The organism is Citrobacter sp. RHBSTW-00524 (genome assembly GCF_013747755.1).
Classification (GTDB): Bacteria; Pseudomonadota; Gammaproteobacteria; order Enterobacterales; family Enterobacteriaceae; genus Citrobacter; species Citrobacter braakii.
In genome coordinates this window covers 3,806,238-3,822,718 of the sequence record NZ_CP056421.1, presented here as the reverse complement: position 1 = coordinate 3,822,718, position 16,481 = coordinate 3,806,238, and the positions used below count along the sequence as shown (strand labels likewise).

Below are 16,481 nucleotides of genomic sequence, written 5' to 3'. Positions count from 1 at the left end.
GGGCCGGAGTAAACGTAGTGGAGACGGAAGTAAGACGGCGCGGCAGGCCTGGACAGGCGGAGCCGGTTGCGCAGAAAGGCGCTCAGGCGCTTGAGAGAGGCATTGCGATTTTGCAGTATCTCGAAAGAAGTGGAGGCAGTTCGTCAGTTAGCGATATTTCCGGCAGTCTGGATTTACCGCTCTCCACGACTTTTCGCCTGTTGAAGGTTTTACAGGGTGCTGATTTTGTCTATCAGGACAGCCAGTTAGGCTGGTGGCACATCGGTTTAGGCGTATTCAATGTGGGCTCTGCGTATATTCATAATCGCGACGTCCTGTCGGTAGCCGGACCGTTTATGCACCGATTAATGCTGCTGTCAGGCGAAACGGTTAATGTCGCAATTCGCAATGGCACCGAAGCGGTGTTGATTGGTCAGAAGGAGTGCAAATCGATGGTCAGAATGTGCGCACCTTTAGGCAGTCGTATGCCGTTACATGCTTCCGGCGCGGGAAAAGCGCTGCTTTATCCGTTGATGGAAGAAGAGCTAATGGACATCATCGTGAAAACGGGTTTGCAGCAATTTACGCCAACCACGTTGGTGGATTTTCCTACTCTGCTGCGCAATCTGGAAATGGCGCGTGAGAATGGGTATATCGTCGATCACGAAGAACATGTTATTGGATTGAATTGCATTGCATCAGCTATCTATGATGATGTAGGCAGTGTCGTTGCTGCCATCTCTATTTCGGGGCCCGCATCCAGACTGACGGAAGATCGTTTTATCAGTCAGGGGGAGCTGGTACGGGATACTGCACGAGATATCAGTACGGCTCTGGGTTTAAAAGCCCCCGTAGCTTAAGTCGCAACCCGCTCAGAGGAGCGGGACTTTTTTGGATTTTTTCAAAGTTGGAAAGTTTTTCCAATTAATAGAGGTAGAAAGAAAATGGCAAAAATGAGAGCCGTTGACGCGGCAATGTATGTGCTGGAAAAAGAAGGTATCACCACCGCATTTGGGGTTCCTGGAGCGGCAATTAACCCGTTCTATTCCGCAATGCGTAAGCACGGAGGCATCCGTCACATTCTGGCTCGTCATGTTGAAGGCGCTTCCCATATGGCGGAAGGCTATACGCGTGCGACGGCAGGAAACATTGGCGTTTGCCTTGGCACTTCTGGTCCGGCAGGCACTGATATGATCACTGCGCTGTATTCCGCCTCTGCTGATTCTATTCCAATTTTATGCATCACCGGTCAGGCACCTCGCGCTCGCCTGCATAAGGAAGATTTTCAGGCTGTTGATATTGAATCTATTGCCAAACCGGTCAGCAAAATGGCGGTAACAGTGCGTGAAGCCGCACTGCTTCCCCGGGTTTTGCAGCAGGCATTCCATGTCATGCGCTCTGGTCGTCCTGGTCCGGTATTGATCGATTTACCTTTTGATATTCAGGTTGAAGAAATCGAATTCGATCCCGACATGTATGAACCGCTGCCAGTCTACAAGCCTGCAGCCAGCCGCAAACAGATTGAGAAAGCGTTGGAAATGCTGATTCAGGCTGAGCGTCCGGTCATCGTGGCTGGGGGCGGGGTGATTAATGCTGATGCCAGCGAATTGCTGCAACGTTTTGCAGAATTAACCAACGTACCGGTAATTCCTACGCTGATGGGCTGGGGATGCATCCCGGACGATCATGAGTTAATGGCCGGAATGGTGGGGTTGCAAACGGCGCATCGGTACGGAAACGCCACGCTGCTGGCCTCCGATATGGTGTTCGGTATTGGTAACCGCTTTGCTAACCGACACACAGGCTCCGTCGCGAAATATACCGAAGGGCGCAAAATCATTCATATCGATATTGAACCGACGCAAATTGGCCGCGTCCTGTGCCCGGATTTAGGAATCGTTTCGGATGCCAAAGCTGCGCTAACTTTGCTGATTGACGTTGCTCAGGAGATGCAGAAAGCCGGTCGTTTACCTTGCCGGAATACCTGGGTTGATGAATGTCAGCAGCGTAAGCGGACGCTACTGCGTAAAACCCACTTCGACAATGTCCCGGTTAAACCGCAGCGTGTTTATGAAGAGATGAATAAAGCCTTTGGTCGTGATGTTTGCTACGTCACCACCATTGGGTTATCGCAAATTGCCGCTGCGCAAATGCTGCACGTATTTAAGGATCGTCATTGGATCAACTGCGGTCAGGCAGGCCCTCTTGGCTGGACGCTGCCGGCGGCATTAGGGGTTTGTGTGGCTGACCCAATGCGTAACGTTGTTGGGATTTCCGGTGATTTTGACTTCCAGTTCCTGATCGAAGAACTGGCGGTGGGCGCACAGTTCAACATTCCTTACATCCATGTGCTGGTCAACAACGCTTATCTCGGCCTGATTCGCCAGTCGCAGCGCGCTTTTGATATGGATTACTGCGTCCAACTGGCGTTCGAAAACATCAACTCCAGCGAAGTAAACGGCTATGGCGTTGATCACGTCAAAGTGGCTGAGGGATTAGGCTGTAAAGCCATCCGCGTATTTAAACCTGAAGATCTTGCTCCGGCATTTGAACAAGCCAAAGCTCTGATGGCACAGTACCGCGTTCCGGTTGTGGTCGAAGTGATCCTTGAGCGCGTGACCAACATCTCTATGGGCAGTGAGCTGGATAATGTCACCGAGTTTGAAGAGATTGCAGACGGTGCGATGGATGCACCAACCGAAACCTGTTTTATGAAATACGAATAGAAGGGGTGACAGATGTTACGTTTCTCAGCCAATCTTTCCATGCTGTTTCTGGAATACAGTTTTCTTGAACGCTTCGATAAAGCGGCACAATCGGGATTTCGTGGCGTAGAGTTTATGTTTCCCTACGATTACGACATTGACGTATTAAAGGAAAAGCTGCAGATCAACCAGTTGGAGCATACGCTGCATAATCTTCCTGCCGGAGACTGGGCGGCGGGTGAACGCGGTATCGCCTGTATTCCAGGTCGCGAAGAAGAATTTCGAGATGGTGTCGCGGCGGCTGTTCGTTATGCGAAGGGGCTCGGCAATAAGAAGATCAATTGCCTGGTAGGTAAAACTCCTGCGGGGTTTTCTGCCGAACAGATCCAGCAGACGTTGGTGGAAAACCTGCGCTATGCGGCAAATATGTTAGCGAAAGAAGATATTTTATTGCTGATTGAGCCGATCAACCATTTTGATATTCCTGGATTCCATCTCACCGGGACCCAGCAGGCGCTGGCTTTAATCGATAGTGTCGGTTGCAATAATATTAAGATTCAGTATGACATTTACCATATGCAGCGTATGGAAGGGGAATTAACCCAGACCATGACCACGTGGGCAAATAAAATAGGTCATTTGCAAATTGCCGATAACCCTCGTCGTGGAGAACCAGGAACCGGGGAAATTAATTATGACTTTATTTTTAAGTTTATCGATAAATCAGGTTACGACGGTTGGATCGGTTGCGAATATAAACCATTGACCACCACCGAAGCGGGATTATCGTGGATTAATCAATATCGATAATTTTTAAGGAATTTCAGGCAACGCCATTTTTCCACCGTTCTGGAAGGGGATTGTGTTGCCTGAATTCGGGAAAACCGACAGAGATATAAGAGGTTAAAATGAAACTGGGATTTATTGGTCTGGGTATTATGGGTTCGCCAATGGCGATTAATCTGGCTCGCGCCGGACATCAATTACATGTCACGACCATTGGTCCGGTTGCGGACGAATTGCTGTCATTGGGGGCAGTTAATGTTGAAACTGCGCGTCAGGTAACTGATTTTGCAGATATCATCTTCATAATGGTTCCGGACACGCCGCAGGTGGAAGAAGTGCTTTTTGGCGAACACGGTTGTGCCAAAACCGCATTGCAGGGAAAAACCATTGTCGATATGAGTTCTATCTCTCCTATCGAAACCAAACGTTTTGCGAAACAGGTTAATGCGTTGGGCGGGGATTACCTCGATGCGCCCGTCTCTGGCGGGGAAATTGGCGCTCGCGAAGGTACCTTGTCCATTATGGTTGGCGGTGATCCAGATGTATTTGCACGGGTCAAACCGCTGTTTGATATTCTGGGTAAAAATATCACGCTGGTAGGCGGTAATGGTGATGGTCAAACCTGTAAGGTGGCTAACCAAATTATCGTTGCCTTAAATATTGAAGCTGTTTCAGAGGCGTTAGTCTTTGCTTCGAAAGCTGGCGCGGATCCCGTTCGCGTGCGGCAGGCATTAATGGGGGGATTTGCCTCTTCTCGAATTCTGGAAGTACATGGTGAGCGTATGATCAAGCGCACCTTTGAGCCCGGTTTCAAAATTGCATTGCATCAAAAAGATCTCAATCTTGCATTACAAAGCGCCAGGGCACTGTCATTGAATCTGCCTAATACAGCAACTTGTCAGGAATTATTTAATACCTGTGCCGCGAATGGGGGTAGCCAGTTGGATCACTCGGCCATGGTTCAGGCGTTGGAGTTAATGGCAAATCATAAATTATCATGATCATTCGTATCGCTGCGCTCACTGCAGCGATACATTTTAATCAGACACACTTTGGAAAGGTGCATGTCATGAGTGAAAAGAGAACATCCGGTATTGAATATTGGAAGAAGATCGTCGTCGTAATGAGTCTGGGTTGGGTAGCAATATGGATATATCGCACCGTGCTCACACCTATTTATCCTGAAATTCAGGCATCACTGGGTAATGTTAGCAATGCTGAAATAGGTGCTATCGCCAGTTTTTATTTCTTCGCCTATTGCAGCATGCAAATTCCCTGCGGAATTCTGGTCGATAAGCTTGGCCAGAAAATTATGCTGATGTGTGGGTTTACGCTGTTTATTATTGGTACGCTGAGTATTGCAAAAGCCACTGGACTGGTGATGATCTATGCGGGTTCGCTAATGGCGGGAGCGGGTTGCGCCTCTTTCTTTAGTTCAGCGTATTCACTCTCTTCGGCAAATGTCCCACAGGCTCGTCGGGCACTGGCAAACGCCATTATTAATAGCGGCTCTGCAATTGGGATGGGGATCGGTTTAATCGGTTCCAGCGTGCTGGTAAAAAGCATGAGCATGGCCTGGCAAAATGTGTTGTTCTTGGTTGCTGCCATTCTGGTGGTGATGCTGTGCATATTCACTTTGGTTATCCGTGGTAAGGCAAAAAATGAAGTACCTGCTGCAGATCAGAAAATTCAAACGGTAACGGCATCAGAAGAGAAGAGCCCGCCGCTGTTTTCGGGTCTGTTATGTAGCGTGTACTTCCTCTACTTCTGTACCTGCTATGGCTATTACCTGATCGTGACCTGGCTCCCGTCTTATCTGCAGACTGAACGAGGATTTGATGGCGGTGCGATTGGGGTAGCCTCGGCATTAGTCGCCGTGGTGGGTGTCCCTGGCGCATTATTCTTTAGCCATTTGTCCGATAAGTTTCGCAACAGTAAAGTCAAAGTCATTCTTGGTCTGGAAATCATGGCCGCCGCAATGCTGGTATTTACGGTGTTGTCGCCGAATACTACCATGTTGATGGTCAGCCTGACTCTGTACGGTTTATTGGGAAAAATGGCGGTGGATCCGATTCTGATCTCCTTTGTTTCTGAGCAAGCGTCATCAAAAACGCTGGGCAGAGCATTTAGCCTGTTTAACTTCTTTGGCATGAGCTCAGCTGTTATTGCGCCAACATTAACCGGATTTATTTCTGATTTGACGGGCTCTAAAGAAATAAGCTTTGTTATCTCCGCCTGTCTGGTTGTTACCGGAACGCTTATTTTTGCGGCCGTTACATTATATAAAAAGAAAGCAACGATAGTCATTGCTTCAGCATAAAAAAATAATTAAAACTATTTAACTTATTTTCTATTGTTTTTGTTCCGCATAGCTAAACCCATTACAACGTTATCCGATACGTGACAAGAGGGATTTATGGAACATCAAAGAGATCTATATCAACAACGTGGTTATAGTGACGACTTATTACCAAAAACAGCCGAGCAACGAAACTGGAAAACATTCAACTATTTTACATTATGGATGGGGTCTGTGCATAACGTACCTAATTACGTTATGGTTGGTGGGTTCTTTATTCTTGGGCTTTCCACATTCAGCATCATGCTGGCTATTATTATTAGTGCATTGTTTATTGCGTTAGTTATGGTAATGAACGGTGCAGCCGGAAGTAAATACGGTGTACCTTTTGCAATGATTCTGCGTGGCTCGTATGGCGTACGCGGAGCGCTCTTCCCGGGACTCTTGAGAGGGGGGATTGCAGCAATTATGTGGTTCGGTCTGCAATGTTATGCCGGATCGCTGGCATTTCTTATTCTGATTGGCAAGATATGGCCAGGGTTTTTAACGCTGGGCGGTGACTTTACCTTATTAGGGCTTTCTCTGCCGGGGCTGATTACATTTCTTATTTTTTGGCTCATTAACGTCGGTATTGGTTTTGGTGGTGGTAAGGTATTAAATAAATTTACCGCAATCCTCAACCCCTGTATTTATATTGTATTCGGCGGGATGGCTATCTGGGCGATATCACTGGTAGGAATTGGACCGATTCTGGACTACATTCCTGGCGGCGTACAAAAAGCGGGCAACAGCGGATTCCTGTTTCTGGTTGTTATCAACGCGGTTGTTGCGGTATGGGCCGCTCCGGCAGTGAGCGCATCCGATTTTACGCAAAATGCACACTCATTTCGTGAACAAGCGTTGGGCCAGACGCTAGGGCTCATTGTCGCATACGTGCTATTTGCCATTGCCAGCGTGTGCATAATCGCCGGTGCCAGTATTCATTACGGAATGGATACGTGGAATGTGCTGGATATCGTGCAGCGTTGGGACAGTTTGTTTGCCTCGTTTTTTGCGGTACTGGTTATTTTAATGACGACAATCTCTACGAACGCTACCGGTAATATTATTCCTGCTGGTTATCAGATTGCCGCTATTGCACCTACTAAGTTAACGTATAAAAACGGTGTATTGATCGCCAGTATTATTAGTTTGCTGATTTGTCCGTGGAAGTTAATGGAAAATCAGAGCAGTATTTATCTGTTTCTGGATATTATCGGCGGGATGCTTGGCCCTGTTATTGGGGTTATGTTAGCGCATTATTTTGTCGTGATGCGCGGAAAAATTAATCTTGATGAATTATATACCGCCAGCGGTGATTACCAATATTATGAAAACGGATTTAATCTGACAGCCTTCTCCGTAACGTTAGTGGCAGTCATTCTTTCACTGGGGGGTAAATTTATTCCTCTGCTTGAACCGTTATCGCGAGTGTCGTGGTTTGTTGGCGTTATTGTCGCATTTGTCGCCTATGCCTTGCTGAAGAAAAAATCAGTTGCTGAATCAGCCAGAGCGCAAAAAGCCACAGGACAGATGTGATGAAGTCAGTAATCGCTTATTTAAGCGTGAGTTATTTATAAAAATTATCTGTATCCATACAAGGAGTTTGTTATGTCTTTTGATTTAATTATTAAGAACGGTACTGTTATTTTAGAAAATGAAGCTCGCATTGTTGATATTGCCGTCCAGGCAGGAAAAATCGCCGCCATTGGCGAGAATCTGGGTGAGGCGAAGCAGGTCATGGATGCGACGGGTCTGGTGGTTTCACCTGGCATGGTTGATGCGCATACCCATATCTCTGAGCCGGGTCGTACCCATTGGGAAGGGTATGAGACGGGGACGCGTGCCGCGGCAAAAGGCGGTATCACCACGATGATCGAAATGCCTCTCAACCAGCTACCCGCGACAGTGGATCGTGAAACCATCGAGCTGAAATTTGATGCGGCCAAAGGAAAATTGACCATTGATGCCGCGCAACTTGGCGGTCTGGTTTCATATAACCTCGATCGTCTGCACGAGCTGGATGACGTCGGTGTTGTCGGTTTCAAATGCTTCGTTGCCACCTGTGGCGACCGCGGTATCGATAATGATTTTCGCGACGTGAACGACTGGCAGTTCTTCAAAGGTGCGCAGAAGCTGGCAGAAATGAACCAGACGGTACTGGTGCATTGCGAAAACGCGCTCATCTGCGACGAGCTTGGCGAGGAGGCTAAACGCGAAGGTCGCGTGACGGCGCATGATTATGTGGCCTCACGTCCGGTATTTACCGAAGTGGAAGCGATTCGTCGGGTGCTGTATCTGGCGAAAGTCGCCGGTTGTCGCCTGCATGTCTGCCATATCAGCAGCCCGGAAGGCGTGGAAGAAGTGACCCGTGCCCGTCAGGAAGGTCAGGATGTGACCTGCGAATCCTGCCCGCATTATTTCGTACTGGATACCGATCAGTTTGAAGAGATTGGCACCCTCGCGAAATGCTCTCCGCCAATCCGTGATCTGAAAAATCAGCAAGGTATGTGGGAAAAGCTGTTTAACGGCGAGATTGACTGCCTGGTTTCCGACCACTCTCCATGCCCGCCGGAAATGAAGGCTGGCAATATCATGCAGGCGTGGGGCGGCATTGCCGGACTGCAGAGCTGCATGGACGTTATGTTTGATGAAGCCGTGCAAAAACGCGGCATGTCGCTGCCGCTGTTCGCAAAATTAATGGCAACCAATGCCGCCGATATTTTTGGTCTGAAGCAGAAAGGACGTATTGCACCGGGTAAAGATGCCGACTTCGTCTTTATTCAACCGGACAGCAAATACGTTCTGAAGAACGAAGACCTGGAATATCGCCACAAAGTCAGCCCGTATGTTGGCCGTACGATTGGCGCGCGCATTACTAAAACCATTCTGCGTGGTGATGTTATTTATGACATTGAGCAGGGTTTCCCGGTATCGCCTAAAGGTCAATTTATCCTTAAACATCAACAATAATGTGATGTGAATTAATGCCCGTCATATTGGCGGGCATTCTCTATTCTAAGGTATGAATATGCTTCCTGTTATTAACCGCGAAAGTTTGTTATCCGGCTTTCAGTGGTTTTTCTTTATTTTTTGTAATACGGTCGTGGTCCCGCCAACGCTGGTTTCTGCTTTTCATCTCCCTGTGAGCAATCTGCTAATGCTCACGCAGTACGCTTTTTTAACGACGTCTCTGGCCTGTCTTGCGCAGGTTATTTGTGGCCATCGCCGCGCCATTATGGAAGGACCAACCGGTTTGTGGTGGGGAACCATACTGACGATTACGCTGGCTGAGGCATCACGCGGAACACCACTCAATGATATTGCTACCAGCCTGTCCGTTGGAATTGTGATTTCCGCTGTTCTGACGATGATTATCGGCTTTAGTGGACTGGGGCATCGATTAGCCGGGCTCTTTACCCCAACGGTGATGGTCTTTTTTATGCTGCTGCTTGGCGCGCAGTTGACCACTATATTTTTTAAAGGCATGTTGGGGTTGCCCTTTGGCATTGCGGATACCAGCGTCAAAATTCAACTGGCGCCCTTTAGCCTGGCAGTTGCTGTGATGTGCTTCATCCTTGCGATGATCATCTTTTTACCACAGCGGATCTCACGCTATGCCCTGTTGGTAGGGGCGATAGTGGGATGGGGTCTGTGGCGATTATGTTTTCCATCAATAACCTTGCCGTCCGGTGAATTAAGCTGGCAGTGGTTCCCGTTAGGCAGTCACGGCAGACTGTTGCCGGGCATTATTCTGACGGCAGTTATCACCGGTCTGGTGAATGTCAGTAATACCTATGGCGCGGTGCGCGGCACGGACGTCTTTTATGCACAACAAGGCTCCAGCAGCTCGCGTTATCGCCGCAGTTTTATTATTTCCGGTTTTATGACGTTGGTGACAGTACCTTTTGCCGTTATTCCATTTTCACCCTTTGTCTCTTCTATCGGTCTGTTAACACAGACCGGTGATAGCTCGCGAAAATCATTTATTTACGGCAGCGTATTATGTTTATTCGTGGCAATGTTTACGCCACTAACCCGTTTATTTTGCGCCATTCCGTTGGCGATCAGCAGTGCCGTGATGCTGGTTTCTTATCTTCCGCTGCTTTATTCCGGTTTGGTATTTAGCCAGCAAATCACATTTACCGCACGGAATATTTATCGACTAGCGCTCCCGCTATTTGTCGGCATTTTTTTGATGGGACTGCCTCCGGTTTATTTACAAGATCTTCCGTTGACTATTCGGCCATTACTGAGCAATGGCTTGCTGGTAGGAATTTTACTGGCGGTGCTTATGGAGAATCTCATTCCATGGGAACGCATTAAATAACATGATGAAAAAGGATTGATGATGAAAATTGTAATTGCGCCAGATTCATTTAAAGAGAGCTTAAGCGCTGACCAATGCTGCCAGGCAATTAAAGCCGGATTTTCGGCCATATTCCCGGATGCAGAATATATTTGTTTACCGGTTGCTGATGGCGGAGAGGGAACAGTGGATGCAATGGTGGCGGCGACAGGAGGAAAAGTTATCTCTGTGGAAGTCTGCGGGCCGATGGGGGGACAAGTAAAGGGATTTTATGGCCTGACCGGGGATGGTAAGACCGCAATTATTGAAATGGCGGCGGCGAGTGGGCTGATGCTGGTCGAACCGCAGGCGCGCAATCCATTGCTGGCCTCAAGTTACGGCACTGGTGAGCTGATTCTCCATGCGCTGGATGCTGGTATTCGCCATATTATTCTTGGTATTGGCGGAAGTGCGACGGTTGATGGAGGTATAGGGATGGCACAGGCGCTTGGCGTTCGTTTTCTGGATGCGCAAGGTAAGTCATTAAGCGCTGGGGGTGGGAGTTTGTCTCGCCTTGCACACATCGACCTGCAACAGTGCGATCCGCGGCTGAAAGCGTGCCGAATTGACGTTGCCTGTGACGTCGATAATCCGCTGGTTGGTCCGCGCGGTGCTGCAAGGGTATTCGGCCCGCAGAAAGGGGCTACGCCTGAGATGGTTGAGATGCTGGAAGAAGGGCTACTCAACTATGCCCGTGTGCTGCAAACCCTGACCGGTGAGGATGTTGCTCAGATGCCTGGCGGCGGGGCGGCTGGAGGAATGGGGATTGCTGCGGTTATCTTCCTGCAGGCCAGTATGAAACCCGGGATCGAGATTGTGCTGCAGGCTGTACATCTGGAGCGGGCAATCAAAGATGCGGCGCTGGTTATCACCGGCGAGGGACGTATTGATTCACAAACGGTCGGTGGCAAAGCGCCAATCGGCGTAGCGTCGGTTGCCGTGCGGCATCACGTTCCCGTTATTGGTATTGCTGGGGTGTTGGGCGACGGCGTAGAGGTGGTGCACAGCCATGGTATCGATGCGGTATTCAGTATTCTACCGCGACTCGCGCCGTTAGCAGAAGTGCTGGCGAGCGGTGAAACTAATCTCTATCACTGCGCGCGTAATATCGCTTGTGCGATGAAACTGGGTCAGGCGATGACTCTGCGTTAAGCATAAAAAAAGCCACGGTATATACCGTGGCAAAACCCAACATAGCTAAATAAAAAAAGTATCAGGAGGACTGCAGGCTGTTAAATCTCGACATCCCGGTTGCAATCTTTGGAGTAGATGTAGCTGAATGCTTCACCACGACCCACGCCGTATCCGGCCTGCAGGGAATAAGCGCCCATAAAGATGTAGTCGCCTTTTTTCACCGGGATCCACTGATTGTCGAGGTTATAAACTCCCTGGCCTGAAAGAATATAAGCGCCGTGTTCCTGGACGTGTGTTTCGATATAACCGTGGCTGGCGCCCGGCTCGAACGACAGAATGTGCATATTCATATCGAAACCCAATTCTTTAGGCAGGAAATCCAGCAGAATCACGTCATCCATACCTTCGTAATGGATGCGTTCTAACTGATTGGCGTTACCGGAGACCAGCCACGGCGCATGGCCCGCTACGGGGATGTAACGACGTTTGTATAAAAACAGCTGGCTGTCTTCAGCCTGAGCATTGCTAAAGGTGAGCAGCTCGCCTGGCGGGCAGTACAGATATCCACCCTGCGTTAAAGTGAATGTTTTACCTTCCGCTTTTGCCTCAATTTTGCCGGACATAACATAAACGAACGTTTCAATGCCTTCGCCGCCGAAACCGCTCTGGTTGCCCCCGTTCTGATGTACCGTCACCAGATAATCAACAAACGACGCGCCCAGTTTTGGCGTTGAGAGGATGGTGACGTCACAGTTTTCAAAACCCGGAATGATATTTTTAACCAGTCCATCGGGGGTTAAGAGGGCAAAGTTACCGTGTTTTACAATTGCGCGGTTAGCCAATAAATCATCACGGTAACCCGTGACGTTATTCAGATATCCCATTGTTGACTCCTTATTTTTGCCAGGCAAGTTGATGAAGCATTAATGCCAGAGTTTTGACCCCTTCGGCAAGGTCGTTAATATTTGTGCGTTCAGCGGGGTTGTGGCTGATACCGTTAATGCTGGGAATGAATATCATGCAGGTCGGCACCCGGGGCGCGAAAATCTGCGCATCATGGCCCGCGCCACTATGCATCACGCGATAGTTCAGCTGTTCCTTTTCACACAGTTTAGTGAGGGTAGCGACCAGTTTGCTATCCATCGGAACCGGCGTTTCGTCCATCCACAAATCGATATCAATGCCGATATCCATTTCGTCGCAGATGGCGCGCATGTCATTTTCCAGTTGCTGAGTAAAATCACGCAGCACTTCGGCGTCGGTATGACGGCAATCGATGGTGAAGGTCGTTTTTCCTGGCACCACGTTGACAGTGTTTGGCTGCGGCTCAACTTTGCCAAAGGTCAGAACCAGAGGATCGCCATGTTTTTTGGCTTTCTCAATCGACTGGCTACAGATACGGCTGAAGGCGTAAACAGTGTCACGACGGTAGCTCAGCGGCGTTGTACCTGCATGGTTAGACTCGCCATTCAGCGTTACCGTATAGCGACGCTGCCCGACAATCGCGCTGACGACCCCGATAGACTGACCATTGCTTTCAAGCACGCACCCTTGCTCGATATGTAATTCAACAAAGGCTTTGATGTCACTGCGAGCGTGTAGTGGTTCTGTGGGGAGGGTAAAGCCGCAGGCGTTCATCGCATCAACAAAGCGTGTGCCTTTGGCGTCCTGGATGTTGCGGACGTCATCGGGATTTGCCAGTCCAAAAATGTTCTTGCTGCCCCAGAAAACATACGGGAAACGGCTACCTTCTTCTTCAGCCATGGAGACCACTTCGACCGTTTTCAGTGGAGCGCCGTAGGTTGTCTTAAGCCAGTCAATCGCTAACCACGCCGCCAGCGCGCCAAACTGGCCGTCAAGATTGCCGCCGTTAACGACGGTGTCAATATGCGAGCCGCTTAAAATGACCTGTTCCGGGGATTCGTTCCCGCGCAGGCGACCATACAAATTGCCCACTTCATCAAAGCGCGTTTCCAGGCCGCTGGCATCCATACGCTTTTTGAATTGCTGTTGTGTTTCAAGCCATTCTGGCGAATACAGCAAACGCGTCATCCCACCGGTAGGATCTGCGCCAAAGGAAGAGAGCCAGGGAAGGGATTCTTCTATTGCGTGACGAAAATGGTTGATCATATGAAATTCCTGTTTCAATAATTATTGTGCAAAGGGATTCTTTGTTTCGTATGACTTGATATAGAGAGCATCGGAAATCAGGTATTGATAAATATCGTCAACAATGTCGACACCATGAATCGCAGCATTCCGTTGATTAATATCTTGATCCTGTCCGGGGTAATAAACCTGTTTAAAACCAGGTGCAGGAGCAACGGCATTTAGCTCTTGCATGGTCTGGCTGAGATGCTGACGAAATAATTGGCTGGAGGAGAAAAATTCTGGGTTTATTACTAAATGCAGTTGGCCTAAATTACGTCCAGCATGTAGATCTTCATACATAGAACTGACCTGACGACCAAACGGTAACCCTAACAGGATGCCGGATAACACATCGATCATCATCATCAGACCATACCCTTTTGGTCCGGCCGCGGGTAGCAACGCATTGACTGCAAAAGGATCGGCTGTAGGTGCGCCATTTTTATCGACAGCCCAGGTATCCGGGATCGGTTCATTGCGTGAGCGGGCATCCAGAACTTTGCCCCAGGCTTGCACCGTCGTCGCCATATCGAAGGTCATGATATCGTCGCCAACCCCAGGTGCTGCGAAGGCTAACGGATTGGTTCCGTAGTAAATTTCCGCGCCGCCGAACGGTACGACCATTGGATCGGACTGGCAAATGGAGAGGCCAATCAAGCCTGCACGGGCGGCTTGCTGGACAAAGTAAGAAATGGCTCCGCTGTGTCCCATTCTGCTAATGCCGACCACGGCGACGCCATTTTTTTTAGCAATTTCAATTGCATGCTCCATACCCATCTTTGCTGCGACTTGCCCGGCGGCATTATCGGCATGCAAAATCGATGTGCAAGGACCGGTGTCTTCAAAACGAAAGGTGGGTTCGCGGTTAGTGCCGCCTTTTGAAATGCGCTCGGCATAGTATTCAACACGAACGGCGCCATGAGAATGAATGCCTCTGGCATCGGCATAAACCAATACCTCGGCAACCGTTGCGGCGTGCTCTCGTTTTAGTCCGGCCTTGCAAAGCTTATTCTCGATAAGCTGGTGGAGTGTTTCCCGACTGATTTTCATCTGTCTTCCTTTTTAACGACGGTGTGAAGCATGACTGCCGTTAACATACCGGGAAAATAAATCTAATATGTGATCCAGACAGGCAAAAATATATAGTTAGAATTTATTTGATAATCAGTGCTGGTTTGCCATTTTTTTTAAATAAATAATTCCGTTAGAAAATAACATGTAATCCTTCTGTGGTTATTAAAATTCTTTTGCTAATGATCTGTGTGTGATGCCAGTCACTCTATTTGTGATGTTGGATATATACCTTAAGTTCCACATTAACACTACTCGTGCAATTGCTATGGGTGCAATTATTAAGGGGTTGTTATGATCCACGCCTTTATTAAAAAAGGGTGTTTTCAGGACTCTGTCAGTTTAATGATCATTTCACGTAAGCTGAGTGAGTCCGAAAATGTAGACGATGTATCGGTCATGATGGGAACGCCGGCGAATAAATCGTTACTGGAAACGACCGGGTTTTGGCATGACGATTTTAATCAGGCTACGCCGAATGATATTTGCGTGGCTATTCGTACTGAAGCGGCGGATGAGAGTATTACGCAGGCCATTTTGCAACAGCTGGATGAGTCGTTGCAGCAGCTGGCGCAGGCTACCGGGGGAAGCCAAACGCTACTGCAGGTCAGACGCTGGGAAAGTGCGTGTCAGAAATTGCCTGAGGCGAATATGACGCTAATTTCTGTTGCTGGTGAATACGCGGCAGAACTGGCGAACCAGGCGCTGGATCGCAACCTGAACGTCATGATGTTCTCCGACAACGTCACGCTGGAAGATGAAATCAATCTCAAGCGCCGCGCACGAGATAAAGGTCTGCTGGTGATGGGACCGGATTGCGGAACCGCCATGATCGCCGGTACGCCGCTGGCTTTTGCCAACGTAATGCCGGAAGGCAATATTGGTGTGATAGGCGCCTCCGGCACAGGGATCCAGGAGCTCTGTTCACAGATAGCGCTGGCCGGGGAAGGCATCACTCACGCCATCGGGCTGGGCGGACGCGATCTGAGCGCTGAGGTGGGGGGCATTAGCGCACTTACCGCGCTGGAGATGCTCGGTACAGATGATAAAAGCCAGGTGCTGGCTTTTGTGTCTAAACCACCGGCGGAAGCTGTTCGTCAGCGTATTGTCACGGCGATGAAAGCCACGGGAAAACCCGTTGTGGCCCTGTTTTTAGGTTACACCTGCACAGCGGCCCGTGATGAAAACGTCTGGTTTGCATCGACGCTGGATGATGCGGCCCGTCTAGCCTGTTTACTGGCGCGAGTCACGGCGCGACGCTGCGCGCTTGCTGCCACGGGAGATGGACTGATCCGTGGGCTATATACCGGAGGAACGCTGGCTGCCGAAGCGGCGGGACTGCTGGCTGCACATCTTAACGTTGCTGCGGATGCTCAGCATCATCACGGCATGATGCTGGATGCCGCCGGGCATCAGATTATTGACTTGGGGGATGATTTTTACACCGTCGGGCGGCCGCATCCGATGATCGATCCTGCATTACGTAATCAGCTTATTACGGATCTCGGTTCGCAGCCGCAGGTACGGGTGTTATTGGTCGACGTCGTGATTGGTTACGGTGCGACGGCAGATCCCGCGGCATCACTGGTTCAGGCCTGGCAAAAGGCATGTGCTGCCCGAGACATCGAGCAACCGCTGTTTGCGATTGCGACGGTGACCGGTACAGAACGCGATCCGCAGTGTCGTTCACTGCAAATCGCCACGCTGGAGGACGCCGGTATCGCTGTAGTGAGTTCACTGCCTGAGGCAACTCTGCTTGCCGCCGAACTTATTCGGCCATCTCGACCGTTATCTCATCAATCCGCACCTTCTCTACTGGAAAAAGTAGCGGTCATTAATGCCGGGTTACGCAGTTTTGCACTGGATTTACAGGCGGCAGAAAAGCCTGTGGTGCATTACCAGTGGGCGCCTGTCGCTGGCGGTAACAAAAAACTGGCTCGTTTATTAGAACGTTTGCAATAAGGGGTTC

Annotated in this window: 13 protein-coding genes; 10 read left to right on the top strand and 3 right to left on the bottom strand. The window is 49.4% G+C overall.

Annotated features, from left to right (window positions below):
• Positions 1 to 17 precede the first annotated feature (17 nt).
• From allR to glxK, 9 genes are all read left to right on the top strand, one after another.
• Positions 18 to 839: an HTH-type transcriptional repressor AllR gene (gene allR / locus HV229_RS18480; RefSeq protein WP_249417766.1), complete on the top strand. Its 822-nt coding sequence runs from the start codon at positions 18 to 20 to the stop codon at positions 837 to 839.
• Between the two features lie 84 nt (positions 840 to 923).
• Positions 924 to 2,705 (top strand): glyoxylate carboligase, encoded by a 1,782-nt coding sequence (gcl, locus tag HV229_RS18475; protein ID WP_181546122.1) that lies wholly within the window; start codon positions 924 to 926, stop codon positions 2,703 to 2,705.
• A gap of 12 nt (positions 2,706 to 2,717) precedes the next feature.
• Complete coding sequence (hyi, locus tag HV229_RS18470; RefSeq protein WP_104651327.1) at positions 2,718 to 3,494, top strand: hydroxypyruvate isomerase; 777 nt, start codon at positions 2,718 to 2,720, stop codon at positions 3,492 to 3,494.
• A gap of 98 nt (positions 3,495 to 3,592) precedes the next feature.
• Positions 3,593 to 4,471 (top strand): 2-hydroxy-3-oxopropionate reductase, encoded by an 879-nt coding sequence (glxR, locus tag HV229_RS18465; RefSeq protein ID WP_172860569.1) that lies wholly within the window; start codon positions 3,593 to 3,595, stop codon positions 4,469 to 4,471.
• A 68-nt stretch (positions 4,472 to 4,539) separates the two neighbouring features.
• Positions 4,540 to 5,790: an MFS transporter gene (locus tag HV229_RS18460; protein ID WP_104651335.1), complete on the top strand. Its 1,251-nt coding sequence runs from the start codon at positions 4,540 to 4,542 to the stop codon at positions 5,788 to 5,790.
• Positions 5,791 to 5,886: 96 nt separating this feature from the next.
• Complete coding sequence (locus HV229_RS18455) at positions 5,887 to 7,347, top strand: putative allantoin permease (RefSeq protein WP_181546120.1); 1,461 nt, start codon at positions 5,887 to 5,889, stop codon at positions 7,345 to 7,347.
• A gap of 72 nt (positions 7,348 to 7,419) precedes the next feature.
• Positions 7,420 to 8,781, top strand: coding sequence for an allantoinase AllB (allB, locus tag HV229_RS18450; RefSeq protein WP_104652290.1), 1,362 nt, complete (start codon positions 7,420 to 7,422; stop codon positions 8,779 to 8,781).
• 58 nt (positions 8,782 to 8,839) lie between these two features.
• Entirely contained in the window at positions 8,840 to 10,138 is a 1,299-nt protein-coding gene (locus tag HV229_RS18445) for a uracil/xanthine transporter (protein WP_181546118.1), read from the top strand.
• Positions 10,139 to 10,159: 21 nt separating this feature from the next.
• Complete coding sequence (gene glxK / locus HV229_RS18440; RefSeq protein ID WP_181547732.1) at positions 10,160 to 11,308, top strand: glycerate 3-kinase; 1,149 nt, start codon at positions 10,160 to 10,162, stop codon at positions 11,306 to 11,308.
• Between the two features lie 80 nt (positions 11,309 to 11,388).
• Here the strand turns inward: glxK and allE are convergent, their stop codons facing one another.
• Genes allE through allD form a run of 3 tightly spaced genes read right to left on the bottom strand, consistent with a single transcriptional unit; the run spans position 11,389 to position 14,491 of the window.
• A complete protein-coding gene (allE, locus tag HV229_RS18435; protein ID WP_181546116.1) occupies positions 11,389 to 12,174 on the bottom strand; it encodes a (S)-ureidoglycine aminohydrolase in 786 nt (261 codons plus the stop codon).
• A gap of 10 nt (positions 12,175 to 12,184) precedes the next feature.
• Entirely contained in the window at positions 12,185 to 13,420 is a 1,236-nt protein-coding gene (allC, locus tag HV229_RS18430) for an allantoate deiminase (RefSeq protein WP_181220716.1), read from the bottom strand.
• A gap of 21 nt (positions 13,421 to 13,441) precedes the next feature.
• A complete protein-coding gene (allD, locus tag HV229_RS18425) occupies positions 13,442 to 14,491 on the bottom strand; it encodes an ureidoglycolate dehydrogenase (RefSeq protein ID WP_181546115.1) in 1,050 nt (349 codons plus the stop codon).
• 315 nt (positions 14,492 to 14,806) lie between these two features.
• Between allD and HV229_RS18420 the strand changes: the two genes are divergently transcribed.
• Entirely contained in the window at positions 14,807 to 16,474 is a 1,668-nt protein-coding gene (locus HV229_RS18420; RefSeq protein WP_181546113.1) for an acyl-CoA synthetase FdrA, read from the top strand.
• Positions 16,475 to 16,481 lie beyond the last annotated feature (7 nt).

What these genes read in the sequence shown, in the direction of transcription:
- gcl (WP_181546122.1), top strand. Translation starts at nt 924, where the DNA reads ATGGCAAAAATGAGAGCCGTTGACGCGGCAATGTATGTGCTGGAAAAA.
- hyi (WP_104651327.1), top strand. Translation starts at nt 2,718, where the DNA reads ATGTTACGTTTCTCAGCCAATCTTTCCATGCTGTTTCTGGAATACAGT.
- glxR (WP_172860569.1), top strand. Translation starts at nt 3,593, where the DNA reads ATGAAACTGGGATTTATTGGTCTGGGTATTATGGGTTCGCCAATGGCG.
- HV229_RS18460 (WP_104651335.1), top strand. Translation starts at nt 4,540, where the DNA reads ATGAGTGAAAAGAGAACATCCGGTATTGAATATTGGAAGAAGATCGTC.
- HV229_RS18455 (WP_181546120.1), top strand. Translation starts at nt 5,887, where the DNA reads ATGGAACATCAAAGAGATCTATATCAACAACGTGGTTATAGTGACGAC.
- allB (WP_104652290.1), top strand. Translation starts at nt 7,420, where the DNA reads ATGTCTTTTGATTTAATTATTAAGAACGGTACTGTTATTTTAGAAAAT.
- HV229_RS18445 (WP_181546118.1), top strand. Translation starts at nt 8,840, where the DNA reads ATGCTTCCTGTTATTAACCGCGAAAGTTTGTTATCCGGCTTTCAGTGG.
- glxK (WP_181547732.1), top strand. Translation starts at nt 10,160, where the DNA reads ATGAAAATTGTAATTGCGCCAGATTCATTTAAAGAGAGCTTAAGCGCT.
- allE (WP_181546116.1), bottom strand. Translation starts at nt 12,174, where the DNA reads ATGGGATATCTGAATAACGTCACGGGTTACCGTGATGATTTATTGGCT.
- allC (WP_181220716.1), bottom strand. Translation starts at nt 13,420, where the DNA reads ATGATCAACCATTTTCGTCACGCAATAGAAGAATCCCTTCCCTGGCTC.
- allD (WP_181546115.1), bottom strand. Translation starts at nt 14,491, where the DNA reads ATGAAAATCAGTCGGGAAACACTCCACCAGCTTATCGAGAATAAGCTT.
- HV229_RS18420 (WP_181546113.1), top strand. Translation starts at nt 14,807, where the DNA reads ATGATCCACGCCTTTATTAAAAAAGGGTGTTTTCAGGACTCTGTCAGT.